The sequence below is a fragment of the Kribbella sancticallisti genome, assembly GCF_039530625.1.
Taxonomy (GTDB): Bacteria; Actinomycetota; Actinomycetes; order Propionibacteriales; family Kribbellaceae; genus Kribbella; species Kribbella sancticallisti.
In genome coordinates, this window is the sequence record NZ_BAAAOS010000038.1 from 35362 (window position 1) to 60619 (window position 25258).

The following is a 25258-nucleotide window of genomic DNA, read 5'->3' on the forward strand; positions in this document are numbered from 1 at the left end:
TGGCGGTGTCGTCGGTGGCTGCCAGGCTGGCCAGGAGTTGAGCCGATCTTCCGAGGGTGTGGCGGGTTCGGCGGACTTACCGCGCCCTGGTCCCCGGCGGATCGGCTGGCTCCGGTCAGCTGGCGGAGTTGGTGATGTTGTCGAGTTGTTCCGCGGCGGGTGGGCCTTGCGGGGTGGGCCTCTGGCGGTTGGTGAGTTTGCGGACGGCGGGCTCGGTGTAGCGGGCGGCGATCGGGCCGAGGATGACCAGGATCAGCACGTACGCCGTCGCCAGCGGGCCGAGGCGGGGCTCGACCCCGACCGCCAGCCCGGCGATCACGATGGAGAACTCGCCGCGTGCGACCAACGTGCCACCCGCACGCCAGCGGCCCGCGGACTTCACCCCGGCCCGGCGGGCGGCGTACCAGCCTGTCGCGATCTTCGTCAGCGCCGTCAGTACTGCGAGCGCCAGCGCGACCCCGAGCACGGGTGGGATCTCCGCCGGGTCGGTGCTGAGCCCGAAGAACACGAAGAACACGGCCGCGAACAGATCGCGCAGCGGGCTGAGCAGGCTCCGCGCGCCCTCGGCGACCTCACCTGACAACGCGATGCCGACCAAGAACGCCCCGACCGCGGCCGAGACCTGCAGCTTCGCCGCGACCCCTGCCACCAGCAGCGTCAAACCCAGTACCACGAGCAGCAGCATCTCCGGGTTGTCCGAGGAGACTGCGCGGCTGATCACCCGGCCGTAGCGCAGGGCAACGAACAGCACGATGCTCACCGTGCCCAGCGAGATCAGCAAGGTGATGCTGCCACCGGCCAGGCCGACCCCGGCCAGCAAGGCGGTCAGGATCGGAAGGTAGACCGCCATCGACAGATCCTCGAGCACCAGGATGCCGAGCACGACCGGCGTCTCCCGATTACCCAGCCGGCCGAGATCGCCGACCACCTTCGCGATCACGCCCGACGACGAGATCCAGGTGACACCCGCCAGCGCCACGGCCGCCACCGGACCCCAGCCCAGCAGCAGCGCGAAAGCCGCGCCGGGCAACGCGTTCAGCACGAAGTCGACCACGCCGGACAGGTACTGCGTCTTCAGCGTCCCGACCAGATCAGCCGCCGTGTACTCGAGTCCGAGCAGCAACAGCAGCAGGATGACCCCGATCTCGGCGCCGGTGGCAACGAACTCCTCGGACGCGTCCAACGGCAGCAGCCCGCCGTGCCCGAAGGCCAGGCCGGCCAGCAGATACAGGGGAATCGGCGAGAATCCGACCCGCCCCGCGATCCGGCCGAGGATGCCGAGGGCAAGCAGAACCGCGCCCAGCTCGATCAGCAGGGCGGTCATGTCATGCATTCTCAGCCCCCCGAGATCAGGTCGGCGACGGCGTCGACGCCCTCGCGAGTACCGACGACGACCAGGGTGTCCCCGTTCGCGAACCGGAAGTCCGGGGTGGGGGAGGGGATCGCGCCGGTACGCCGCAGTACCGCCACGATCGACGCGCCGGTCCGGCTGCGGGCCTGGGTGTCGCCGAGCGTGCGGCCGGAGTACGGGGAGCGGGCCGGGATCGGGATCTGCTCGGTGACCAGGTCGATCTCGATGTCGCCGTGCAGCGGCTCGACCGGTGCCGGGATCAGCAGCAGGCCGAGCGCGCTCGCCTCGCCTGGGGCCAACGGGACGCTACCGAGGCAGCTGTCGTCGTCTTCGGGATCGTGGAAACCGAGGAACCGCCGCCCGTCCGTGTGGACCACCACCGAGACATGCTTGCCGCCTTCGGTGATGAGGTCATACCGGGTGCCGATGCCCGGCAACGTCGTCCTGGTCGGGTGGGCCTGGTGGTCCATGATTCTCCGCTTCCGCAATAGATGGCGTCTGCAACCATTCTCCCTTATCGGCACAACGCTGTGAGTACCCGTGAGTGTGACGCTGCTTGCAATCAGGTGCAGTGCAACGAGTTGCATAGCTACTCTCGGGTCCATGGCCCTCGAGCACGCGATCCTCGTCTCCCTGACCGAGCGCGCCGGGTCCGGCTACGAGTTGACCCGGCGGTTCGACCGGTCGATCGGCTACTTCTGGCCGGCCACCCACCAGCAGATCTACCGGGTGCTGCGCCGGATGGACGAGGCCGGCTGGGTGACCCACACCGACGTCGCGCAGGACGGCCGCCCGGACAAGAAGGTCTACGAGGTGTCGGACCTGGGTCGCGCCGAGTTGACCCGCTGGCTGGCCGAGCCGATCGACCCCGCCGTACTGCGGGACGGGCTGGCGGTGAAACTCCGAGGCGCCTCCCTTGGCGACACGTCCGCAGTACTGCGTGAGGTCGAGCGGCACCGCGCCGAGCACGCGGCCGTGCTGGAGGTCTACCGCGGGATCCAGCAGCGCGACTTCCCCAAGCCCGGCAAGCTCAGCGGCCGGGAACTGCATCAATACCTCGTACTGCGCGGTGGTGTTCGCGCGGAGGAGTCCTTCGTGGCCTGGTGCGACGAAGTCATTCAGGCACTGCGATCGGAGGACGCGCGATGAGTGGGTACCCGAATCTCCTGGCCCCGCTGGACCTCGGCCACGTCACCCTCAAGAACCGGGTGATCATGGGCTCGATGCACACCGGGCTCGAGGACCGGGCGAAGGACCTGCCGAAGCTCGCCGCGTACTTCGCCGAGCGGGCCCGCGGCGGCGTCGGCCTGATCGTCACGGGCGGCTACGCCCCGAACCGGACCGGCTGGCTGACTCCCTTCGGCTCCAAGCTCACCTCCCGCCGGGAGGCACGCGGGCATCGGATCGTGACGGACGCCGTCCATGCCGAGGGCGGCCTGATCGCCCTGCAGATCCTGCACGCCGGGCGCTACTCGTACCACCCGTTCAGCGTCTCCGCGTCCGCCCGAAAGGCGCCGATCAACCCGTTCAAGCCCCGGGCGCTGTCGGATCGAGGCGTCCGCCGGCAGATCGACGCGTACGTGCGGTGCGCGGCCCTGGCCCGCGAGGGTGGGTACGACGGCGTCGAGATCATGGGGTCCGAGGGGTACTTCATCAACCAGTTCCTGGCCGAGCGCACCAACAAGCGGACGGATCGCTGGGGCGGCAGCGCGGAGAACCGGCGGCGGCTCGCGGTCAAGATCGTCCGGGGTATTCGCGAGCGTGTGGGGCCGGACTTCCTGATCATCTACCGGTTGTCGATGGCCGACCTGGTCGAGGGCGGTCAGGACTGGGACGAGGTCGTTGCGCTAGGCAAGGAGATCGAGGCGGCCGGTGCGTCGATCATCAACACGGGGATCGGCTGGCACGAGGCGCGGGTGCCGACGATCGTGACGTCGGTGCCGCGGGCCGCGTTCACCTCGATCACCGCGTCGTTCCGCCCGCACGTCGGCATCCCGGTGGTCACCTCGAACCGGATCAACCTGCCGCAGGTCGCCGAGGAGGTGCTGACTCGCGGTGATGCCGATCTGATCAGCATGGCCAGGCCGTTCCTGGCGGATCCGGAGTGGGTGCTCAAGGCAACCACCGAGCGGGCTGACGAGATCAATGTGTGCATCGCGTGCAACCAGGCCTGTTTGGATCATGTGTTCGCCAAACGCAAGGCCAGTTGCATGGTGAATCCGCGCGCCGCTCGGGAGACGGAGTTGGTGTTGCTGCCGACCCGTCGTACGCGGAGGATCGCGGTTGTCGGCGCCGGCCCGGCCGGCTTGTCGGCAGCAGTCACCGCAGCCGAGCGGGGACACGAGGTCGAACTCTTCGAGGCCGACCACGAGATCGGCGGACAGTTCGGCATCGCGCGCCGGATCCCCGGCAAGGAGGAGTTCGCCGAAACCATCCGGTACTACGAACGCCGCCTCGAACTGACCGGCGTCAAGGTGCATCTTGCGCACCGTGCGACGGCTGACGACCTCCGCGACTTCGACGAGATCGTCCTCGCGACCGGCGTCACGCCGCGGCTCCCTGATATCCCCGGCATCGACCACGAGAAGGTCCTCTCGTACGTCGACGTGGTCCGCCACGGCCGCCCGGTCGGCAAGACGGTCGCCGTCATCGGCGCGGGTGGTATCGGCGTGGACGTGAGCGAATTCCTCACCACGGTGAACTCGCCGACGCTGAACGTGGGTGCGTGGAAGGCCGAGTGGGGCGTCGCTGATCCGCGGTCGGCTCCGGGTGCTCTGACTGAGCCGCGCCCGGAAGCGTCCCCGCGCAAGGTCATCCTGCTCCAACGTAAGCCCGGCAAGATCGGCGCCGGCCTCGGCAAGACCACCGGTTGGGTCCACCGCGCCGCCCTGAAAACCAAGCAGGTGGAACAACTCCGAGGCGTCAACTACGAACGCATCGACGACGAGGGCCTACACATCACCTTCGGCGAAAAACATGAGAACTCCCGCGTGCTGGCGGTAGACACCATCGTCATCTGCGCCGGCCAAGAACCCGTCCGCGACCTGGCAACAGCATTCCCGACCGCCCACCTGATCGGCGGCGCCGACGTAGCCACAGAACTAGACGCCAAACGAGCCATAAACCAAGGCACCCGCCTAGCCGCCAAGCTCTAACAGCAAAGAGCAATTCGCGCGGACCGCGAAGCTGCCGGTCGGTGAGATTGGGGAGGATTTCTGGCCGTTCATGGGGCGAAATGTTCCCCGGATCCGGCTCGCAAAGACGGCCGCAGGGGACTAGTTGAAGTCTTCGTTGAAGGCGGCGGTTAGGGCTTGGGTTATTAAGGTGGGGAGGTCTGGGTGGCCGTCTTCTTGGGCCCATTTCATTAGCGCTACGTGCATTGCGGCCAGGCAGGTGCTGGCGGCTACCCAGGTTTGGAATTCCAGGTCGGGGTCGGGGGTGTCGCCTAGTAGGGCGTCGACTATGGCCTTTTGGGTGGCGAATTGGCTGTCCAGGTGGTGGGCGCGTAAAGCCGGGGTGTTGATCATCAGGCGGAGGCGGGCTAGTAGCAGGTCCTTCTCGGGGGATGGAGAGGGCCCGCTGTCGGTGGGGCCGAGGGCCAGGCGGGTTGCTTCTACGAGGGTTTGGCCGATTCGGCGTACCAGGGGCTCGTCGGGTGGGCGGGCTGCTACCTGGGCGGCGATCAGGGGGTCGTAGCGGTCGTAGAGGACCAGGTCTTCCTTGGTGGGGAAGTGGCGGTAGACGGTCATCGTCGAGACGCCGGCGGACTTGGCTACGTGGTTGACGGTGGTGGCGTCGTAGCCGTGATCGGTGAACAGGCGCATGGCGTGCGACTGGATCATGCGTTGGGTCTCCGCTCGCCGGCGTTCGCGCAGGCTCGGGCCTTCACCACTCATGCGTTATAGAGTACCGTCCTGGTAGTCACTAACAGTTTGAGAGTCGCTAACAGGTTGAGGTGGGTGGAGTGGGCAGACTGGCTGGCAGGACTGCGGTGGTCACGGGGGCTTCGCGGGGTATTGGGCGGGCTATCGCCGAGCGGTTGGCGGCTGATGGCGCGGAGGTCGCGGTGCACTACGGCGGCAACGAAGCCGGGGCAGAGGAGACGGTTGCCAGGATCGAGAAGGCCGGCGGGCGTGCCTTCGCCGTACGAGCCGAACTGGGGACGGTTGGCGACGTCGACACTCTGTTCGCGGGTCTGGAGCGCGGGTTGGCGGGGCGGCTGCTCGACATTCTGGTCAACAACGCGGCGGCTGCTCCGGGTGGTCCGATCGAGACGGATACCCCGGAGCAGTTCGACCACCACTTCGCGGTGAACGTCAAAGCGCCGTACTTCGTGATCCAGCGGGCGCTCCCATTGCTGCGCGACGGCGGCCGGATCATCACTCTGACCTCGGTCGCCACCCGGATGGCCAATCCCGTCCAGACTTCCTTCGCCATGGGCAAGGGCGCGCTTGAGACGATGACTCTGACGCTGGCCAGCGCGCTGGGCACCCGAGGGATCACGGTCAACGCCGTTGCTCCCGGCGCCACCAGGACCGAGGTGAACGTGCCGATCTTCGAGGCGCCGGGGGTCGAGGAGTTCATCACCAGTCAGACAGCCCTCAACCGCCTCGGTACGGCCGAAGACATCGCCGACGCTGTCGCCTTCCTCGCCTCTGACGACGGGCGTTGGATCACCGGTCAGGTCCTGGACGCCAGCGGCGGGATCCACCTCGGTCTCCGGGGCTGAAGCACGGGATTCGAGTGGAGGGCAAAACAAAGGCAAGGAGGATGCTCACTCCTTGCCACTCCTAATTTATAGCTCACCGGGGGGCTTGCGGCAAGCCCCGGGTCGTGCCGCAGAATCTCCGATCGAAGCCGAAAACCCGCGAAAACAAGGGATTCACGACGTACGCGGGTGCCGGCCGGCTGAAGGCAAGCTCATCGACTTGGGGGATTCATGATCGACGTGATCGTCGCAGGCGGCGGACCGACCGGCTTGATGCTGGCCGCCGAGTTGCGGCTGCACGGCGTGCAGGTGGTCGTGCTGGAGAAGCTGGCTGAGCCGACCAAGGTGGTCCGCTCGCTCGGCCTGCACGTGCGCAGCATCGAGGTGATGGACCAGCGCGGCCTGCTCGAGCGATTCCTTGCACTCGGCAAGGAATATCCGGTGGGCGGCTTCTTCGCCGGCATCGCCAAACCGACGCCGGTTCGGCTGGACAGCGCCCACGCGTACGTGCTCGGCCTCCAGCAGACCATCACCGACCGCCTGCTGGCCGAGCACGCCATCGAGGTCGGTGTTGAGATCCGGCGCGGCTGCGAACTGGTCGGGCTGAGCCAGGACGACGACGGGGTGACCGTCGAGCTGGCCGATGGCACCGAACTGCGCTCGCGCTATCTCGTCGGCTGCGACGGCGGCCGCAGTACGGTGCGCAAGCTGCTCGGAATCGGCTTCCCCGGCGAGCCCAGCAGCGTCGACACGCTGCTGGGCGAGATGGCGGTGGCCGCACCGCAGGAGACGGTGACCGCCGTGATGACCGAGGTCCGCAAGACCCAGTTGCGGTTCGGCCTGATGCCCCTCGAAGACGGCTGGTACCGCGTCGGCGTGCCCGCGGCGGGGGTGGCCGAGGATCGCGCGACCGCACCGAGCTTCGAGGAGTTCAAGCAGCAGCTCCAGGCGACCGCCGGCACCGACTTCGGCGTGCACTCACCGCGCTGGCTGTCCCGCTTCGGCGACGCCACCCGGCAGGCCGAGCGCTACCGGGCCGGACGCGCGCTGCTGGCCGGCGACGCGGCGCACATCCACCCGCCGACGGGCGGGCAGGGGCTCAACCTCGGCATCCAGGACGCCTTCAACCTCGGCTGGAAACTGGCTGCCGAGGTGAACGGCTGGGCGCCGGAGGGGCTGCTGGACAGCTATCACAGCGAACGGCACCCGGTGGCCGCCGACGTACTGCTCAACACCCGCGCCCAGATGGTGTTGATGTCCACCGAGCCGGGTCCCCAGGCAGTGCGCCACCTGGTGTCGGAGCTGATGGACTTCCAGAACGTGCACCAGTACCTGATCGAGAAGATCACCGCGATCGGAATCCGCTACGACTTCGGTGCGGGGGATGACCTGCTCGGCCGGCGGATGCGGGACGTCGAGCTGAAGAAGGGGCGCCTGTACGCGCTGATGCACGGCGGCCGCGGGCTGCTGCTGGACCAGACCGGCCGGCTCTCGGTGGAGGGCTGGGCGGACCGGGTCGACCACGTCGTCGACGTCAGCGAGGAGCTGGACCTGCCCGCGGTGCTGCTGCGGCCGGACGGCCATGTGGCGTGGGTCGGTGAAGATCAGCAGGACCTCCTCAGCCACTTGCCCAAGTGGTTCGGCGCCGCCGCCGGCTGAGCCCACAGCTGGGCCTTGGTAACCACTCACCTACTGCCAGTGAAAGCTGACATGTCAGGTTAGGTGAGGCTATCCTTCCGCCATGCGGGAGTCTGTGGGGCTGGCGGGTGTGGGGCTTCATCTTGGCTATCACGGCAAGCAGGTGGTGGACGGGGCGTCGCTCGAGATCGCGGCGGCCAGTGTCACCGCGCTGGTTGGGCCGAACGGTAGCGGGAAGTCCACGCTGCTGCGTGCGCTCGCGCGGTTGCACAAGCCCGAGGCGGGGGAGATCAGCTTCCCGGACGGGGAGTCCGCGCTCGATCTGTCGTCGAAGGACTTCGCCCGGCGGGTGACTCTGCTCTCACAGTCGCGGCCGACGCCGAACGGTGTCAGCGTCCGCGATGTCGTCGGCTACGGCCGGCACCCGTACCGCGGGCGCTGGCGCCACGACGACCCGGACGGCAACCGCGCGATCACGCACGCGATGGACGTCACCGGCGTCAGCGCGATGGCCGAGCGGGCCGTCGACGAACTGTCCGGTGGTGAGCTCCAGCGGGTCTGGCTCGCCACCTGTCTGGCGCAGGACACCGGCGTCCTGCTGCTCGACGAGCCGACCACCTTCCTCGACCTGCGCTACCAGATCGAGATCCTCGACCTGATGCGCGACCTTGCCGACGACCACGGCGTGGCCGTCGGGGTGGTGCTGCACGACCTGAACCAGGCCGCCGCGGTGGCGGACCGGATCGCGCTGCTGGACCGGGGCCGGGTCCGCGCGGCGGGCACCCCGGCCGAAGTACTGGAAGCGGACGCGTTGTCCGAGACCTACGGGATCCGGATCGAGGTCAGCACCGATCCCGCGACCGGCCTGCTGAGCACCCAGCCGGTCGGCAAGCACCTGCAACGACCCACCCTTCAAAACACCTGAAAAACTCGAGGTTCTGATGAGACGAGTCACCGCTCTGGCCGCCGCTGCTCTGGCGCTAGTGCTCACCGCCTGCGGGAGCAGCGAGAACATCACCCCGGAGGCCGACAGTTCGGCCGCCGCGCAGCCGGTCTCGGTCACCGACGCGCGGAAGAAGCAGATCGACCTGAAGGCGCCCGCCGTCAAGGTCGTCGGGCTGGAGTGGGGTGTGGTCGAGAACCTCATCACCCTCGGCGTGATGCCGGTCGGCGTCGCGGACACCAAGGGCTACACGACCTGGGTGAGTGCCGCCAAGCTCGATCCGTCGGTCAAGGACGTCGGCACCCGCGGTGAGTCGAGCGTCGACGCGATCGTCGCGCTCAACCCCGATCTGATCATCACCACCACCGACGAGTCCGCCAGCACCATCGCGCAGATGGAGAAGGCTGCGCCGGTGCTGGTCGTCCGCGGCGCGGACGCGAAGAACGCGATCCCGCAGATGAGGACGAACCTGGAACTCGTCGCGCAGGCGGTCGGCAAGACCGACCAGGCCAAGACGCTGCTCGCCGACTTCGACAAGAAACTTGCCGAGGGCAAGCAGAAGATCGCCGACGCGGGCAAGGCCGGGGCGTCGTACACGATGGCCGACGGCTACAAGCAGGGCAGCACGATCTCGATCCGGATGTTCACCTCCGGCTCGCTGCTCGGCGCGGTCGCCGACGAGTTGGGCCTGAAGAACGCCTGGACCGCCGCCGGCGACCCGGACTACGGCCTGGCCCAGACCGACATCGAGGGCCTGGCCAAGCTGAAGGACGGCGAGTTCCTCTACATCGCCTCCAGCACCGACGGCGGTGACGTGTTCGGCGGCGACCTGGCCAAGAACGCGATCTGGAAAAACCTGCCGTTCGTGAAGAACGGCAACGTGCACCGGCTGGCCGACGGCATCTGGATGTTCGGCGGCCCGAAGTCGACCGAGCAGTTCATCGACGCGACGGTGCAGGCAGTCACCTCTTGACCCAGCTGACCGCTCCGCGGCCCGACGTCGCCACCGCGCCCCTGGAGCCCGTACGCCGGGTGCGCGTGGCGGGGGTGTTCGTCATCGCGCTGGCCGCGGTGGTGGTGCTGGCCGCGGTACACCTGACCCAGGGCACGTCCTCGGTGAACGCCGGGGACCTGCTCCGGCTGGCGATCGGCCAGGGCACCGACAACTCCGCGAACGTGCTCGTCGCGTCGCGGCTACCCCGGCTGCTGGCCGGAGTACTCGTCGGCCTGGCACTGGGAGTCGCCGGCGCGGGCCTTCAGTCGCTGGCCCGGAACCCGTTGGCCTCGCCGGACACGCTCGGCGTGAACGCGGGCGCCTATCTGGCCGTCGTGGTGGTCGCGGCGTTCGGGATTCCGCTGCCGGTGCTCCCGGCGGGCGGTGTCGCGTTCCTCGGTGGGCTGGCGGCCGCAGTACTGGTGCTGGCTCTGTCGTCGGGTGGAACGTCCGGCCCGACCCGGTTGATCCTGGCCGGGTCGGCGGTCGCGATGGCGCTGGCCGGGCTGACGACGTTGTTGCTGCTGCTGTTCCGCGAGGAGACCATCGGCACGTTCGCGTGGGGGAGCGGGACGCTGGTCCAGACCGATCTGAACGCCGTCCAGCAGATGGCGCCGATCGTTGCCATCGGCATCATCGGCGCGATGGCGCTGGCCGCCAAGCTGGACATCCTCGCCCTGGGCGATGACACCGCGGCGGTGCTCGGCGTCCGGGTTCGCCGGACCCGAGTGTGGATCACGCTGGTGACCGTGCTGCTGTCGGCCGCGGCGGTCACCCTTGCCGGCCCGGTGGGATTCGTCGGCCTGGTCGCGCCGGTACTGGTCCGGCTGATCGCTCCGTTGGTGCCCGGGCTGATGCGGCACCGGGTGCTCCTGCCGCTCTCGGGCCTGTCCGGAATCCTGGTCGTGCTCTGCGCCGACGTCGTACTGCGGGCGATCCTGGGCGGTCAGGCCGGGGTGGAGATCCCGACCGGCATCATGACCATGCTCGTCGGCGCGATCGTGCTCGTCTGGCTGGCCCGCCGGTACCGCGACTCCGGACCGAGCCGGCAGGCTTCAGGTGGCACCGGATCGGGTTTGCGGAGCCTCCGCACCTTCTGGATCGTCGTGGTTTCCCTGGCGGTTCTGCTCGTCGGGGCACTGGTGTTCGCGATGCTCGCGGGTGACGCCTTCCTGCGCACCGGCGACATCGTGAACTGGATCAACGGCCGCTCCGGCCGGGCGATCACCTTCGTCCTCGACCAGCGCTTCCCCCGCGTCCTGTCGGCCGTGCTCTGCGGCGCGGCGCTCGCGATCGCGGGTGCCACGGTGCAGGCGGTCTGCCGCAACCCGCTGGCGGAGCCGGGCATCCTCGGCATCACCGGCGGTGCCGGCGTCGGCGCGGTGATCGTCTTGATGGCGGTGCCGACGGCCGGGATCTGGCTGCTGTCGGGCGTCGCCGCGGCGGCCGCGCTGGCCACCTTCGCCCTGGTCTATCTGGTCTCCTGGAGGGGTGGGCTCAGTTCGGACCGGTTGGTGCTGATCGGGGTCGGCGTCTCGTCGGCGACGACCGCGATCATCACGTTCGTCATCGTCTACACCGATCCGTGGAACATCAGCCTGGCGATGACGTGGCTGTCCGGCAGCACCTACGGACGGACCCTGCCGCAGGTGGTCCCGGTGGCCCTCGCGCTGCTGGTGCTCACCCCGGTGATCGTGCTCGCCCGCCAGGAGATGGACCTGCTGTCGCTGGACGACGACGTACCGCGAATCCTCGGCGTACGGCTGGAGCGCACTCGGCTGGTCGCGCTGCTCTGCGCGGCCCTGATGACGGCAGCCGCCGTGTCGGCGATCGGCGTGGTCGGCTTCGTCGGCCTGGTCGCTCCGCACGCCGCCCGCGCGTTGGTAGGCGGTCGGCACGCGCGCCTGCTGCCGGTCGCGGCGCTGCTCGGCGCAGTACTGGTCAGCATCGCGGACAGCATCGGCCGCACGGTGCTGGCGCCCGCACAGATCCCGGCCGGCCTGCTGACCGCGCTGATCGGAGCACCGTACTTCGTCTACCTGCTCTGGCGGACGCGCACCACGAAGTTGTGAGAGCGGTCAGGTGGCGGACTTCGCCGCCTTGGCCGCGGCCTTCTTCGCCTGCTTGAACTCGCGGACCTTGAGGAGGGAGTCCGCGTCCACCACGTCCGCCACCGACCGGTAGCCGTCGAGTGCGTAGTCCCCGGCCACGGCCTCCCATCCGGGTGGCCGGACGCCGAGTTGCTTGGCCAGCAGGGCGACGAAGATCTGCGCCTTCTGCTTGCCGAAGCCGGGCAGTTCCTGCACTCGGTTGAACAGTTCCTTGCCGGTGGCCGGCTCGGTCCACAGCCGGGTCACGTCGCCGTCGTACCGGGTCTCGACGAGAGCGGCGAGTTCCTGCAGCCGGGCCGACATCGAGCCGGGGAACCGGTGGATCGCCGGTGGCGTGCTGCAGAGTTCCCTGAACTCCTCCGGGTCGGCCGCGGCGATGGCCGCCGGGTCGAGGTTGCCGAACCGGCTCAGCACCTTCCAGCCGCCCCGGAAGGCATGCTCCATGCCGTACTGCTGGTCGAGCATCATGCCGACCACGACGGCGAACGGATACTGATCGAGAACCTCGTCGGCGGCCGGTTCATTCGCGATCTGGAAGCCCATGCTGCCGATTGTCTCCCACCACCGGACCAGGTGGCGTCCTGGGCCACCGCGATATCGGCTGAACGGTCCGGTTGCGGGTTATCCCGTGCGGCCGAGGTGATCTACGCCGAAAGGCGGGCGGGTCGGGAGTTACCGGCCTATGCTCGGCGAGGGCAGGGCGACGTGGAGGAGCGCGGATGGACATCCGGGATCTGGATCGGCGGGCCGGCGCATTACTCGGCGAAGTGGTCATGCAGGTGCGGCCGGAGCACCTGTGGTTCCCCACACCCTGTCCGGACTGGACGGTTCGCGGGCTGCTGCGGCACATCGTCAGCGAGAACGAGGGGTTCGCCGCGGCCGCGATCGACGGCACGGCCCCGGTTCAGGTGTGGACCGGCGGGCGGCTCGGCGACAACCCCGCAGGGGCCTACCGACGCTCCAACGTGCGGGTCGCCGAGGCCTTCGCCGACGGCGGCGCGCTGGACCGGCCGATGGAGGTCCGCGAGTTCGGCACCTTCCCGCGCCGGGTCGCGCTCACCTTCCGCCAACTGGACTGCGTCGTCCACGCCTGGGACGTGGCCCGGGCGATCGACGTCCCGTACGACCCGCCGAGCGACATGGTCGAGATGGCGCTCGGCCTGGCCCGGCGGATCCCCGACACCGACTCGACCCGCGGCCCCGGTGCTGCCTTCGAGCGCAGCGTGAAAATCCCCGGCGACGCCTCCGACCTCGCCACCCTGCTCGCCCTGCTCGGCCGCAACCCCGACTGGATCTCCCCGCTCGACTAGGGACCACGCCAGGGTGATCGTGACGTCCGTACGACGATGTCATGCTCGCCGCCTTCATCCCGCTGGCCTTCACCCTGGGCACGGGCTTCAAGCCGGCGAAACGGGTTCCCCGCGACGAGGTGCCGCACTGGGATCGCTGGTGACCCCAGTCGTGTGGAAGCGGGCCCGGTAGGTGCCGGGGGTGGTGTTGAGGACTCGGGTGAAGGCGCGGCGGAGGGTCTCGGGCGAGCCGAGGCCGACCTGGCGGGCGATCACGTCCAGCGGATCGGCGGTTGCCTCCAGTAAGAGCTGAGCGGCCTCGACCCGGACCTTCTCGACGAAGCGGGCCGGAGTAGTGCCGACCTCCTCGTGGAACAGCCGGGTCAGGTGCCGAGTGCTGACGCCGGCTCGGGACGCCAGTACGTCCAGGCTGTGGTCGCCGGCCGGGTCGGACGTGATCGCGTCCAGCACCTTCCGGACCAGCTCGTGCCGCGCCTGGCCCGCGCTCAGCCGGACGCTGAACTGCGACTGCCCGCCCGGCCGCTGCAGGAACACCACCATCTGCTTGGCGACCAGCCGCGCCGTCTCCGCGCCGAGGTCCTTCTCGACCAGGGCCAGCGCGAGGTCGATCCCCGACGTCACCCCGGCCGACGTGATCACCGTTCCGTCCTGGACGAAGATCGCGTCGCTGTCCACCTCGACCAGCGGGAACCGCCGGGCCAGCTGCTCGGCCAGCTCCCAGTGGGTGGTGGCCCGCCGCCCGTCGAGCAACCCGGCCGCGGCCAGCGCGAAGGCGCCCGCGCAGACGGACGCAGTACGGGACGACTGGCCGGACAGGCGGCGGATCTCGTCGAGCAGGCCGGCATCGCTGATCGTGTGCAGCCAGTTCGGCCCACCCGGTACGACGAGGGTCGCGCCGCGCGCGTCCGCCGACGACAGGCTGAGGTCCACCCCGAGCCGGGTCCCCGTGTTCGCCACCACGTCGCGGCCGTCCGGCGAGGCCAGCCGCGACCGGTATTCGCCGCCCTGCTCGTTGGCGACGGCGAACACCTCCAGCGGCCCGGTCACGTCGAGCAGCCGAACTCCGTCGTAGACGACCACGAGCACATCGGGCACTCCACGAGTATGCGGTGTCCGGATCGGAGGGAGACGCGTCCGGAACACGCCGACCGCAGTACGGGCCGGAGGGCGAGGCTGGAAGCCGACCAAGAGGAGGAAGCAATGTCCAGCATCGCAGGCATCGAGATCCCGGACAGCAAGCTCGCCACCGAGGCGACCGAGCTGGTCCGTGACGTCACCGACGACCTGATCTACGACCATTCCCGCCGGGTGTTCCTGTTCGGTTCGCTGCGCGGGCAGGACCTGAAGTACGAGCCCGAACTGCTCTACGTCGGCGCGTTGTTCCACGACCTCGGCCTGACCGCCGGTTACCGCGACTCGGTGCAGCGGTTCGAGATCGACGGCGCCGACGCGGCCGCCGACTTCCTCCGGACGCACGGCATCGCCGACGACCAGGCGCGGCTGGTCTGGACGGCGATCGCGCTGCACACCACGCCCGAGATCCCGCAGCACCTGGCGCCCGAGATCGCGCTGGTGACGGCCGGTGTCGAGGCAGACGTGCTCGGTCTCGGCCTCGACGCCATCCCGGCGAGCACCCGCGCCGAGGTGGTCGCCGCGCACCCGCGGCCGGACTTCAAGAACCGCATCCTGCGCGCGTTCACCGAGGGCATCGAGCACCGGCCCGCGACCACCTTCGGCAACGTCAAGGCCGACGTCCTGGACCGCTTCGTCCCGGGCTTCCAGCGGACCAACTTCGTCGACGTCATCCTCGACTCGGAGTGGCCGGAGTGATCTGCGAGTAGGGCTTCAGTTCGATCGCGTCCGGCTGAACCGCGGCGGCCTGGCCAGTACGCCGCGGAACGGCCGGGACGTCCATCACCCAGGTCGACGCTTCCGTGCCCAGATCCCCGCGGAGGTCATCGCCATGTTGATCCCGCCCGGCGGCAACTCCATCCGCTGCTCGACGTACGCCCGCATCTCCCGCTGGTACGCCGGGAACGCGCGCCGCTACGCTGAGTGTCGGACAGTTGAGGAGGTGTCGATGGGCCCGGAACCGGTGTTCGCGCCTGACGTGCCGAAAGAAGTGCGTCGGCTGTTCGAGCGGAGACCGGACCTGTTCGTGCCCGCCGGCCAACCGAAGCCCAAGCGGCAGACCTCGTGGTCGGTCGAACCCGCCGGCACTTTCGGTTCCCTGCTCGTCTGGCTGGCGGTCTGCGTCGGCGGCTGGATCCTGGCGCTGATCATCTTCGCGATGACGCTGCCGACGGCCGTCGCCGCGTGGGCCTCGCTGGTGCTGGCGGCGGTCGCCGTCGTCGCCACCGGAGCGGTCGCGGTCCGGTCCGCGGTCGAGGACCGTGGGCACAAGGCGGCTCGGCGGTACCACGGCAAGTACCTGCTCGCCGAGGACTTCGACGCCGAAGCGGGCCGGATGCTGACGCGGGCCCAGCGCGCGGTGAAAACGGTGCTGGAGGCAACAGTCACCTGGCGCGGCCTGCTCGACGACGTCAAGAACGACCTGGTCCTGCCCGAACAGCTCTGGGACCTCGGCCAGGTCCTGCACGAACAATCCGTACTCCGCGCCCGCCAGCACGAGGTGGCTCGCGGCATGGCGACCGCCGAGCTCGACGCCGTACTGGGACCGCAGCGGCGGGCACTGAGCCGATCGGTCGACGCGATCGAGCGCAAGGTCGAACTGCTCGAGCGGTACGCCGAGAGGGTTCGCTCGGCCGACGCCGCTCTCCGCGCCGAGGCGGCATTGGAGGACGGCGACCGCTACATCGAACTCCTCGCCCGCACCGAGCCGGCCGGCGACACCTCAGTCGTCCAGGGCTTCGCCGACGAGGCCGCGAGCCTGCGCGACACTCTGTCCCGCAGCATCGAATCCGCCCGCGACGCCGGCCGCACGCTGGCCCTTCCGGACTGACCGTCGATGCGGACGGTGCCTGCTGGCTGATGGATGCCGATTAGGCTGCGGGGATGACTGGGACTGTGGTTGTCGCTGGTGGCACGGGTGGGCTCGGGTCTGCGGTGACCGCCGACTTTCTCGCCGCCGGGTGGCGCGTGGTGGTGCCCGGACGCAGCGATCGATCGCTGGATGAACTCGGATCCCACCGGGCACTGCACACAGTGGTGGCCGACCTCACCGATCCGGCCGGCGCGCAACAGGTCGCCGAGCTCGCGGCTGCGGACGAGGCAGCGCCGGTACGAGCACTGGTCAACCTGGTCGGTGGATTCGCCTCCGGCGCCCGGGTGCACGAGACCCCCATCGAGGACTTCGAGAAGCAGCTCACGCTCAACCTGCGCCCGACGTACCTGATCACCCAGGCGGTCCTCCCGCACCTGCTGGCCGCCGGCGGCGGATCGATCGTCTGTACGTCGAGCGGCTCGGCGCTGAAGCCGTTCTCCGGCGCGGCCGGCTACATCAGCGCGAAGGCCGGCGTGCTCGCCTTCGCCGACGCGCTGGCGGTCGAGTACGCCAAGGACCACATCCGGGTGAACACGATCCTGCCCGGCACCATCGACACCCCGGCCACCCGGCAGGCGATGCCGAAGGCCGACACCAGCAACTGGACGCCACCGTCCCGGATCGCGACCGTGGTGCGTTTCCTGGTCGAGAACGACGGCATCAGCCGGGCCCGCATCCCGGTCTGAGGTCTAGTTCTCCCGCTCGTCGATCAGCAGGGCGATCCCGTCCAGGATCCTGGTCAGGCCGAACGCGAGCGAGTGGTCGGCGTCCATCGCAGCCTGGAAGTGCTCACCCGTCGACGTGCCGACTCGTCCGGCGGTCGGGAAGCGCTCGGTGAGGCCGGCCATGTAGTGGTCGAGCAGCGGGCCGGTCTCCAGCCACCACTCCTGATCGCTCAGGCCTGACTCGCGCTGGGTGCGCAGGTGTTCGGCGGCCGCCCGGGCGGTTGCCCCGACATGCGTGACGACCAAGCCGAGGCTCGAGTCCATCTCCACGTCGGTCAGGCCCAGCCCGTCGAGCGGCCGCAATTCGGCCTCGTACTTGAGGGTGATGTTCGGGCCCAGCGCCGACCGGGCGGCCGGCACCTCATGGAGCCACGGGTGCTTCATCAGCACCTCCCAGTTGCGCCGGGCGATGAACTCGAGCGCGCCGCGCCAGCCGCCGGATTGCCGGGACGGTTCGTCGACGTCGGCGTACAGGGCGGAGTACGCGGTGTCGAACATCAGGTCAGTCAGCTCGCCCTTGCCGGGCACGTGGGTGTAGAGCGACATCGTGCCGACCTTGAGTTGCTCGGCGACCAGCCGCATCGAGACGGCCTCCAGCCCGCTGGCGTCGGCCAGTTCGATCGCGGTGTCGACGATCGCGCGCACGGTCAGCCCGGACCGTCCCGGCTTGGTGTGGCTGCCCCACAGCAGCGCGAGACTCCGCGCCGGATCGGGCGCGGCGGACTTCTTCGCAGTCACGGGAACAAACTCCAGCCGGTCGTCGGTGACTCGATCGTACCTGAGCCGTACGGTGTACGGTACACTCTACGGGAAACGGCGAGGCAGTGACCGATGCAAGGGGTGGACGTGACAGCGGAACGCGTGATCGTGGCGAACGACGTGCGGAAGAACTACGCCGGAGGAGTCGAGGGTGCCGGCTTGAACGGCTTCGACCTGGAGGTGACGGCGGGCACCGTGGTCGGCCTGCTCGGGCCGAACGGCGCCGGCAAGACGACGGCGGTGCGGATCCTGGCGACCTTGCTCAGGATGGATTCGGGACAGGTGACCATCGCCGGGTACGACGTCGGCCGGCAGGCGCGGGAGGTGCGCAGCAGGATCGGCCTGGTCGGGCAGCTCGCGGCCGTCGACGAGATCCTCACCGGCCGGCAGAACCTGGTGATGTTCGCCCGGTTGAACCACCTGTCCCACCCGGCCGCCGTACGCCGGGCCGACGAGTTGCTCGAGCGGTTCTCGCTGGCGAGTGCGGCGGACCAGCCGGCGGCGAAGTACTCCGGCGGGATGCGACGGCGGCTCGACCTGGCCGCGAGCCTGGTGGTCGCCCCCGCGGTGCTCTTCGTCGACGAGCCGACCACCGGGCTGGATCCGGCGGGACGGCTGGAGGTGTGGGGCGCGGTACGGGACTTGGTTGCCGGGGGCACCACCGTGCTCCTGACCACGCAGTACCTGGAGGAGGCTGATCAGTTGGCAGACCGGATTTCGATGCTCAAGGAAGGCAAGGTCGTGGCGGAGGGCACGCCGGACTCGTTGAAGGCGCAATTGGGAGCGGACTGGCTCGACCTGGTGCTGACCGATCCCGCGGACCTGCCGCGGGTGCTCTCGCTGGTGGAGCGGCTCGCCGACGGCGAGGTCCGCGTCGACGAGTTGCGGGTCAGCATCCCGGTCAAGGACCGGACCCGGGCGCTGGTGGAGGTGGCGACCTCGTTGCATGAGGCAAAGATCGAACCGGAGGACATCACCTTGCGCAGACCGACCCTGGACGAGGTCTTCCTGCACCTGACCGGGACGGGGGTGCCGGCATGACGGCGCGACTCGGCTGGGCGCTGGCCGACGGCTGGACGATCGCCCGGCGCGATCTGGTGCACTGGCGGATGCAGCCCGGGCCGGTGATCTTCGCCTGGTTCTTCCCGGTGCTGATGCTGCTGATGTTCGGGGCGTTGCTGGGCGGCGCGATGGTCGTCCCCGGCGGCGACTCGTACTACGAACTGCTGGTGCCGGGGATCTTCGCGCTGGCGATGCTGTTCGGGCTCGAAGGCACGATGACCGCGGTCACGACGGACGCGGCCAAGGGAGTCACCGACCGCTTCCGGTCGCTGCCGATGAGTTCGGTCGCGGTGGTGCTCGGGCGCTGCATCGCGGACATGCTCGACTCGGTGGTGACGCTGGCGGTGCTGGTGGCGAGCGGGCTCGCGCTCGGCTGGCGCTGGCACGGCAGTTTCGGGGCCGCGCTGGGGGCGTTCGGGCTTCTGCTGCTGCTCCGGTTCGCGCTGCTGTGGGCCGGGATCTACATCGGGCTGGTGGTGAAGAACGCACAGAGCATCGTGGCCGTGCAGGTGCTGGTCTGGCCGGTCGGCTTCCTGTCCAGCGCCTTCGTGGCGACCGCCACGATGCCGGACTGGCTGGGGGCGGTCGCGCAGTGGAACCCGCTGTCGTCGACGGCGACGGCGGCCCGGAGTCTGTTCGGGAATCCGGGCGCGGTGGCCGGGTCGTGGATCGGCGAGCACGCGCTGCTCGGGGCGATCGTGTGGCCGCTGGTACTGATCGCGATCTTCCTGCCACTGTCCGCGATCCGGTTCCGGAATACGTCCCGCTGAGCAGTCTGCGGCTTGCGTTGTAATCGAACTGGTGTGCGATGCTTGGTGCATGGGGAGCAACAGGCGGTACCCGCGGGAGCCGCCGCCGGATCACCGGCGGCGGCACTGCTGGGTCCTCGGTACGGCGCACGAGCGGGGTCCGTGGCCCGGGCTGATCCTGGAGTGGCGGCGGTCCAACTCCGACGACTGGATGGCGCGGGTGGTCTACGTGCCGAACCCCAAGGAAGCCAAGTCCGTCGAAGCGTGGTTCGCGGCCGGCCTGCTCCGCCCGCTGGACCCGTCCCGAGTGCCGCAGGGCCAGGTCGACTTCCGGTGAGCAATTGGTCACTGGGTGAACCAGTGGTGAACATTTCCTCACGGTTGTTACCAGTGGTGAGGTAAACCGGTAAGTGAGGTAAACCGATTGGGCACGTCCGACGTCTGAAGAGGTGTGCGGCCTGGGTACTTGCCGCGTGTACCTCGGGCTTTGACAGGGGGAGTCATGGGACGCCGTTCCCGCGCAAACCGCGCCGAACCGACGTCCACCACGCCCGAAAACACCTCCGCCGACGGGCAGGACGGCGACGCCGACCCCGCGAGACGGCGGAACGAGGCTCCCGAAGCCACAACTCCGCCCGGAGGGCGGGACGGTCAGGGGCGCGGCGCGAGAGCCAGACGACCGCGGAGTGTGGTGCGGTCGATGGGCTTCACCGTACTGGGCGCGGTGCTGCCTGGGCTGGGGCTGGTGCTGGGGGGCCGCCGGCGCCTCGGCGCGTTGGTGTTGACGTTGTGGCTGGCCCTGGTCGGCCTCGGGGTGTACGTCGGGCTGACCCGCCGGGACGAAGTACTGGCGGCTGCGGTGGTGCCGAACCGGTTGCTGGCGACCAGCATCGCGATCGCGGCGATCGCGGTGCTCTGGATCGCCGTCATCCTCGGAACCCATCGTTTGTTGCGCCCGGCAACGAATAGACCCTCCGTGCGCGCCGCACGGGCCCTCCTCGTCGCCGTGCTCAGCTTCGCGGTCGCCGCGCCGGCCGCGGTCGCCGTACAGGACGTGCTGGCACATCGTGACCTGGTGCAGGACGTGTTCGTCTCCCAGGGCGACAGCCAGAGCGCGACCCGGCCGAAGACGGTCAACGTGAAGGACCCGTGGGAGGACCGGCCGCGGCTGAACCTCCTGCTGCTCGGCGGCGACGACGCCAAGACCCGGGTCGGCGTCCGCACCGACACTGTGATCGTCGCGAGCATCGACACCAGGACCGGCGACACCCAGCTCGTCTCGCTGCCGCGGCAGCTCACCTTCATGCCGTTCCCGAAGGACTCGCCGCTGCACAAGTTCTACCCGAACGGCTACGGCAGGGAAGGGCTCAGCCTCGAGGGCCGGCTGGAGTGGATGCTCACCGCGATGTACCAGAACATCCCCGCGGCACACCCCGGCATCCTCGGCCCGTCCGACAACGAGGGCGCCGACGTGCTGAAGCAGTCCGTCGGCGAGGCGATCGGGCTGCGGCTCGACTACTACCTGCAGGTCAACCTCGAGGGCTTCTCCGAACTGGTGGACGCGCTCGGCGGCATCACCGTCAACGTGAACGAGCGCGTCGCGATGGGCGGGATCAGCAGCGCGCACATCCCGCCGAACGAGTGGATCGAGCCCGGCCCGAACCAGCACCTCGACGGACGCCACGCGCTCTGGTTCGCCCGCGGCCGGTACGGCGCCGACGACGACCAGCGGCAGATCCGCCAGCGCTGCGCGATCCAGGGAATGGTGGACGCGGCGGACCCGGCGACGCTCGTGACGAAGTACCGGGCGATCGCGAAGGCGGGGCGGCAGTTGCTCCGGACGGACATCCCGCAGGAGTTGCTGCCGGCGCTGGTCCAGCTGGCTCTGAAAGTGAAGTCGGGGACGGTGTCGAACGTGTCTCTCGACGTTGCGAAGTTGAAGCTGAAGTATCTGCACCCGGACTACGAGGCCCTGCGCGAAACCGTGGAACAGGCTCTGGAGGCCGAGCCCGTGGAGCCGACCGCGCCGGTCATCACCAAGCCCGCGCAGCCCGCACCCTCCGGCAAGCCCGCCACCACCGGCAAGGCCACCACTCCGCCGTCGCCCGTGGAGAACCTCGAAGACGCCTGCGCCTACAACCCCCAGGCCAACCAGCCCGGGAACTGACCCCAGCCGGTCGGCGCTGGGGACGGGGGAAGGGACCAGCCCGCCAACCGGGCCAGGCCAGTCAGTCGGTTTCGGGGACGGGGATGGGGATGGGGCGGCCGAAGAGGGCTTCGCCTACGGCTGCGAGATGGGGAGCGATGTCTTCGGCGGTCGCTTTCGCGAGCGTCGGGGTGCCCACGGCGGTGCGGAGGATGCCGATGCCCAGCAGCCACGCGGCGAAGAGCTCGGTCCGGAGATCGGCATCATCGTTGCCCTCAGCAAGTTCCTGGAGAACTCCCAGATAGCCGTCGCAGACCTGCTGGCGGACCCGGTCGCGCATGTCCTCATGCCCGGCCGACCGAAGCATCGCGATCAACGGATGCTCACCCGCGTACTCCGCCCAGTCCTCGAAGACGAGTTGCTGGAGCAGCTTCGCGGGGAGTTCCTCGACGGGCCCGGCCGGTAGTACGAGGTGATGGACGACCAGCCCGCCGAACGCCTCATCCTCCGAGCCATCGACGAACCAGTCGACCCCGGGCTGCCGATGTTCGACGCCGGCGACGCGGCTCGCCTGTACGGCCTGACGTCCGCAGTTCTTACTCGTTGATGCCGAGGCGGTTGCCGATCCGGATGAGGTCGGCGCTCTCGGCGGGCGGCAGCGGCGCGCCGACCGACGTACGCAAGGCAGCGGCCGCGGCCAGGAGTTGACGAGCTTCGTCGAGGCGGCCGGCTAATGAGTGGGCGCCGGCCTGACCTTCCAAAGCGAGAGCGACGGCGCGTGGGTCGCCGATGCGTTTGGCGGCGGCTTGGCTCTCCAGGTGCCGGGCTAGGGCGGTCTCGGGGTCGCCGCGGAGTTCGGCGATGAAGCCGAGTTCGGCGAGGACGAGCGCGAGTCCTGGTTCGCCGTCGACGCGGTCCAGCCAGGACAGCCAGCGGCTCAGATGGTTCTCGGCGGCGTCGAGGCGACCTTGCCGGCGGGCGGTCAACGCCAGCCCGATCTCGGCGAACTCCTGCGCCACCTGGTCCAACTGGTCTGCCGCCAACTGCAGGGCTTGGGCGTGCAGCTCGGCCGAGGTGCTGAGATCGCCTGTCAGCAAGGCGATCCGGCCCAGCCCGGAGAGCTTGAACGACACCTCCGACCACAGTTCTAGTTCCTCCGCCAGCCGGAGTCCGGTGCGGTGCAACTGGCCGGCGCGGTCGTAGTCGCCGTCGATCTCCGCCAGCTCGGCGAGCGTACTGGTTGCCTTGAGCAATCCCCAGCGATCGCCGAGCTCCCGGAAGAGGTCCTCCGCCTCGCGGGCGTCGCGTTCGGCGTCGGCGAGTTCGCTGCGGGATCGATGCAGTGTGGCGCGCAGGTTCAGGGCCGCGGCGACACCCCAGCGGTCGTCCACCGCGCGCAGTTCGCTCAGCGCCAGGTCGACCAGGTCGTCCGTGGTCGCCGGATCGCCGAAACCACGATTCGCGAAGGCCAGGGCCCAGATCACTCGCGCCCGCTTCTCCGGAGTACCGATCCGGTCCCGAACCGCCGCCGCCACGTCGCGCACGTCGTCACCGGGGGAGTCGCCGCGGAGCAGCGTCAGGCTGGTCGCCCACGCGAGCGCGGACTGCCGGAGCGGCGAGGCGGTCGTCAAGGAGAGCGCGGCGGCGACCGCCCGGCGGGCCTCGGTCAAGCGGCCCCGGAGGAACCAATACCAGACCAAACCGTCGACCAGACGCAGCGCGTACTCCGCGTCGCCAACCTGTACTGCGTACTCAAGCGCGTGGCGTAGCTCGCCGGCCTCCTGGTCCAGGCGATCCAGCCAAGTGCGCTGGTTGGCGCCGTGCAGGTGAGGCTCGGCACGCTCCACGAGGTCGGCGTAGTACTGGAGATGCCGGTGCCGGACCTCCTGCGTCTCGTCGGCGAGTTGCTCGGCGGCGTACGCGCGAACCGATTCCAGCAGCCGGTAGCGTCGTCCGGCGCGCACCTCGACGGGTGCGATCAGCGAGCGATCCACCAGCGCGAGGACGGTCAGGTCATTGCTGTTGGCAACCACCTGTGCCGACTCCAGGGTGAAGCTGTCCGCGTACGCCGACAGCCGTCGCAGTACGGCCTGGTCTTGTGGGGCGAGCAATTCCCAGCTCCAGGCGATCATCGCGCGGAGGGTCTGCTGGCGGGCCGGCCCGGTACGGCGACCGGAGCTCAGCAGCTGAAGGCGATCGTCCAGTCGCGCGGCCAGTTCGTGAACGCCAAGGGCACGGACTCGCGCGGCCGCCAGTTCGAGGGCGAGGGGGATGCCGTCCAGTCCTCGGCAGATCGCCACTACCGCGGCGGCGTTGCCGGGCTCGAGGTCCAGTCCAGCCCGGGCGAGGAACAGCCGCACCGCGCTCGAACCAGCGAGCTCGGCCTGAGCGTCACCCGACGGCAGCTCGAGCGGCGGTACCGCCCAGACCACCTCGCCAGGAACGCCGAGCGCCTCCTGACTCGTCGCCAGCACCTGCAGCTCCGGTGCCTCCCGCAACAACCGGTCGACGAGCTCGGCGACCGCGGCGACAACATGCTCGCAGTTGTCAAAGGCAAGCAGCAGTTGCTTGTTGCGGAGAGCATCTACCAACAGCTTGGTCGGGTGAGCGTTGAACCGGCTTGCGGCGTGCGACTGCTCGCGGATGCCGAGCACGGCGAGCGCGGCGCCGGCAACAGCTCCAGAGTCGGCCGAGCGATCGAGCGCGGCCAGCTCAACCAGCCACACCCCATCCGCCGGCCCACCATCCGCGGCGTCAGCAAGTCCCTCGGCCGCGGCGAGGGCGAGGCGGGTCTTGCCGACGCCGCCGTGGCCGACCAAAGTGAGGAGGCGGTTGGTAGTCAGCAGTTTGCGGACTTCCCGCACGGCGCTCTCGCGGCCGATCAGTTCGGTGAGCGGCACCGGCAGGTTCGAGGCGGCGACTGGCTCTCGCTCGACCGCTGTCAGTTCGGGGTCCTGACGGAGGATCGCGGTTTGCAGGGCGACCAGTTCCGGCGCCGGATCCAGGCCGAGTTCGTCAGCCAACTGCCGGCGCAGCTCCTCGTAGCTGTCGAGGGCATCGCCGTGCCGTCCGGACCTGTAGAGAGCAGTCAGGTACGCCGCCCGCAACCGCTGCCGCAGCGGGTACTGCGTGACGAGGTCGCCCAGTTCCCCGACGAGCAGGTGGTGCTCGCCCAGGTCGAGTCGGGCCTCGGCCTGTTCCTCCAGCGCGACCAGACGTTCCTCTTCCAGCCGCACGATCGCCGAGCGCGTAAACGGCTCGTCCGCGAAGTCCGCGTACGCCGGACCGCGCCACAGCCTGAGCGCGTCCGCCAGGAGCCGGGCCCGATCGCGGGGGTCAGCCGCCGCCTGCGCACGGCGTACGAGGGACTGGAACAGCTCGGCGTCCACCGACTCGGACTCGGCGGACAAGAGATAGCCGGGCGACTTGGAGACGACGAGGGAGCGGGCGCCCGGTTCCGCCTCGTCGAGTGCCTTGCGGAGGCGCGACACCTTCAGTTGGAGGGCGCCACCCGGGCGCGCGGGGGGTGCGTCGGAGTACAGGTGGTCGGTGAGGCGGTCGGCCGAGACCGGTTGGTTGAGGTGGACGAGCAGGTCGGCGAGGACGGCCCGGACCTTCAGTTCGGGGATCCGCACCGGCTCACCGGCATCGGTCCAGGCGGCGACTGGACCGAGTACCCCGAAGCGCATGCCGCCCACGCTACCGACGCCCCGGACCGCAGGCCGACAGCCGGGTAGCTCCGGACCGACAGCGGACCG

At 69.5% G+C, this 25258-nt stretch carries 24 protein-coding genes; 16 read left to right on the forward strand and 8 right to left on the reverse strand.

All coding sequences use genetic code 11. The annotated features are described in order from the left end of the window. Positions 1-115: 115 nt before the first annotated feature. On the reverse strand, positions 116-1324 hold the full coding sequence (locus ABD255_RS26195) for a cation:proton antiporter (protein ID WP_344218470.1): 1209 nt from the start codon (positions 1322-1324) through the stop codon (positions 116-118). A gap of 11 nt (positions 1325-1335) precedes the next feature. Further along, positions 1336-1821: a cation:proton antiporter regulatory subunit gene (locus tag ABD255_RS26200; RefSeq protein WP_344218472.1), complete on the reverse strand. Its 486-nt coding sequence runs from the start codon at positions 1819-1821 to the stop codon at positions 1336-1338. 133 nt (positions 1822-1954) lie between these two features. On the opposite strand from ABD255_RS26200, the gene ABD255_RS26205 reads away from it, so the two are divergent. Then, positions 1955-2500, forward strand: coding sequence for a PadR family transcriptional regulator (locus tag ABD255_RS26205; protein WP_344218474.1), 546 nt, complete (start codon positions 1955-1957; stop codon positions 2498-2500). Beyond that, positions 2497-4506 carry an oxidoreductase gene (locus tag ABD255_RS26210; protein WP_344218476.1) on the forward strand — a complete coding sequence of 670 codons (2010 nt, stop codon included), beginning with the start codon at positions 2497-2499 and terminating at the stop codon, positions 4504-4506. The genes ABD255_RS26205 and ABD255_RS26210 overlap by 4 nt, the downstream gene beginning before the upstream one ends. A gap of 120 nt (positions 4507-4626) precedes the next feature. Here the strand turns inward: ABD255_RS26210 and ABD255_RS26215 are convergent, their stop codons facing one another. After that, positions 4627-5247 carry a TetR/AcrR family transcriptional regulator gene (locus tag ABD255_RS26215; RefSeq protein WP_344218478.1) on the reverse strand — a complete coding sequence of 207 codons (621 nt, stop codon included), beginning with the start codon at positions 5245-5247 and terminating at the stop codon, positions 4627-4629. 68 nt (positions 5248-5315) lie between these two features. On the opposite strand from ABD255_RS26215, the gene ABD255_RS26220 reads away from it, so the two are divergent. The 5 genes from ABD255_RS26220 (at position 5316) to ABD255_RS26240 (ending at position 11706) form a co-directional block, all read left to right on the forward strand. Continuing rightward, entirely contained in the window at positions 5316-6080 is a 765-nt protein-coding gene (locus ABD255_RS26220) for an SDR family oxidoreductase (RefSeq protein WP_344218481.1), read from the forward strand. A gap of 210 nt (positions 6081-6290) precedes the next feature. Further along, on the forward strand, positions 6291-7718 hold the full coding sequence (gene rox, locus ABD255_RS26225; RefSeq protein ID WP_344218483.1) for a rifampin monooxygenase: 1428 nt from the start codon (positions 6291-6293) through the stop codon (positions 7716-7718). 82 nt (positions 7719-7800) lie between these two features. After that, on the forward strand, positions 7801-8622 hold the full coding sequence (locus ABD255_RS26230; protein ID WP_344218485.1) for an ABC transporter ATP-binding protein: 822 nt from the start codon (positions 7801-7803) through the stop codon (positions 8620-8622). Positions 8623-8638: 16 nt separating this feature from the next. Further along, positions 8639-9613, forward strand: coding sequence for an ABC transporter substrate-binding protein (locus ABD255_RS26235; protein ID WP_344218487.1), 975 nt, complete (start codon positions 8639-8641; stop codon positions 9611-9613). Beyond that, a complete protein-coding gene (locus tag ABD255_RS26240; protein ID WP_344218489.1) occupies positions 9610-11706 on the forward strand; it encodes an iron ABC transporter permease in 2097 nt (698 codons plus the stop codon). Before ABD255_RS26235 ends, ABD255_RS26240 begins: the two co-directional genes overlap by 4 nt. A gap of 6 nt (positions 11707-11712) precedes the next feature. Here the strand turns inward: ABD255_RS26240 and ABD255_RS26245 are convergent, their stop codons facing one another. Next, positions 11713-12288 carry an HhH-GPD-type base excision DNA repair protein gene (locus ABD255_RS26245; RefSeq protein WP_344218491.1) on the reverse strand — a complete coding sequence of 192 codons (576 nt, stop codon included), beginning with the start codon at positions 12286-12288 and terminating at the stop codon, positions 11713-11715. 176 nt (positions 12289-12464) lie between these two features. Here ABD255_RS26245 and ABD255_RS26250 point away from each other — a divergent pair, with 176 nt between their 5' ends. After that, complete coding sequence (locus ABD255_RS26250) at positions 12465-13055, forward strand: TIGR03086 family metal-binding protein (protein ID WP_344218493.1); 591 nt, start codon at positions 12465-12467, stop codon at positions 13053-13055. 87 nt (positions 13056-13142) lie between these two features. On the opposite strand, the gene ABD255_RS26255 is transcribed toward ABD255_RS26250, so the two are convergent. After that, on the reverse strand, positions 13143-14150 hold the full coding sequence (locus ABD255_RS26255; protein ID WP_344218495.1) for a GlxA family transcriptional regulator: 1008 nt from the start codon (positions 14148-14150) through the stop codon (positions 13143-13145). 105 nt (positions 14151-14255) lie between these two features. On the opposite strand from ABD255_RS26255, the gene ABD255_RS26260 reads away from it, so the two are divergent. The 3 genes from ABD255_RS26260 (at position 14256) to ABD255_RS26270 (ending at position 16745) form a co-directional block, all read left to right on the forward strand. Then, positions 14256-14885, forward strand: a complete 630-nt coding sequence (locus tag ABD255_RS26260) for an HD domain-containing protein (protein ID WP_344218497.1) — start codon at positions 14256-14258, stop codon at positions 14883-14885. A 250-nt stretch (positions 14886-15135) separates the two neighbouring features. Then, the gene (locus ABD255_RS26265; RefSeq protein ID WP_344218499.1) at positions 15136-16017 is read left to right on the forward strand and encodes a magnesium transporter CorA family protein; all 882 of its coding nucleotides are present in this window, start codon (positions 15136-15138) and stop codon (positions 16015-16017) included. A gap of 53 nt (positions 16018-16070) precedes the next feature. Then, on the forward strand, positions 16071-16745 hold the full coding sequence (locus tag ABD255_RS26270) for an SDR family NAD(P)-dependent oxidoreductase (RefSeq protein ID WP_344218501.1): 675 nt from the start codon (positions 16071-16073) through the stop codon (positions 16743-16745). 3 nt (positions 16746-16748) lie between these two features. Here the strand turns inward: ABD255_RS26270 and ABD255_RS26275 are convergent, their stop codons facing one another. Next, on the reverse strand, positions 16749-17522 hold the full coding sequence (locus tag ABD255_RS26275; RefSeq protein ID WP_344218503.1) for a TetR/AcrR family transcriptional regulator: 774 nt from the start codon (positions 17520-17522) through the stop codon (positions 16749-16751). Between the two features lie 108 nt (positions 17523-17630). Here ABD255_RS26275 and ABD255_RS26280 point away from each other — a divergent pair, with 108 nt between their 5' ends. From ABD255_RS26280 to ABD255_RS26295, 4 genes are all read left to right on the forward strand, one after another. Then, positions 17631-18584, forward strand: coding sequence for an ATP-binding cassette domain-containing protein (locus ABD255_RS26280; protein ID WP_344218505.1), 954 nt, complete (start codon positions 17631-17633; stop codon positions 18582-18584). Continuing rightward, positions 18581-19375, forward strand: coding sequence for an ABC transporter permease (locus ABD255_RS26285; RefSeq protein WP_344218507.1), 795 nt, complete (start codon positions 18581-18583; stop codon positions 19373-19375). The genes ABD255_RS26280 and ABD255_RS26285 overlap by 4 nt, the downstream gene beginning before the upstream one ends. A gap of 49 nt (positions 19376-19424) precedes the next feature. Then, positions 19425-19691, forward strand: coding sequence for a hypothetical protein (locus tag ABD255_RS26290; protein ID WP_344218509.1), 267 nt, complete (start codon positions 19425-19427; stop codon positions 19689-19691). A 363-nt stretch (positions 19692-20054) separates the two neighbouring features. After that, positions 20055-21521 (forward strand): LCP family protein, encoded by a 1467-nt coding sequence (locus tag ABD255_RS26295; protein WP_344218511.1) that lies wholly within the window; start codon positions 20055-20057, stop codon positions 21519-21521. 61 nt (positions 21522-21582) lie between these two features. Here ABD255_RS26295 and ABD255_RS43865 read toward each other — a convergent pair whose 3' ends face one another. Next, positions 21583-21987 (reverse strand): TetR/AcrR family transcriptional regulator, encoded by a 405-nt coding sequence (locus ABD255_RS43865; protein ID WP_425554534.1) that lies wholly within the window; start codon positions 21985-21987, stop codon positions 21583-21585. Between ABD255_RS43865 and ABD255_RS26305 the strand changes: the two genes are divergently transcribed. Beyond that, complete coding sequence (locus ABD255_RS26305) at positions 21976-22107, forward strand: hypothetical protein (RefSeq protein WP_344218515.1); 132 nt, start codon at positions 21976-21978, stop codon at positions 22105-22107. The genes ABD255_RS43865 and ABD255_RS26305 overlap by 12 nt on opposite strands. Here ABD255_RS26305 and ABD255_RS26310 read toward each other — a convergent pair. After that, complete coding sequence (locus tag ABD255_RS26310) at positions 22097-25189, reverse strand: ATP-binding protein (RefSeq protein ID WP_344218516.1); 3093 nt, start codon at positions 25187-25189, stop codon at positions 22097-22099. The two genes, ABD255_RS26305 and ABD255_RS26310, sit on opposite strands and share 11 nt — an antisense overlap. Positions 25190-25258: the final 69 nt, after the last annotated feature.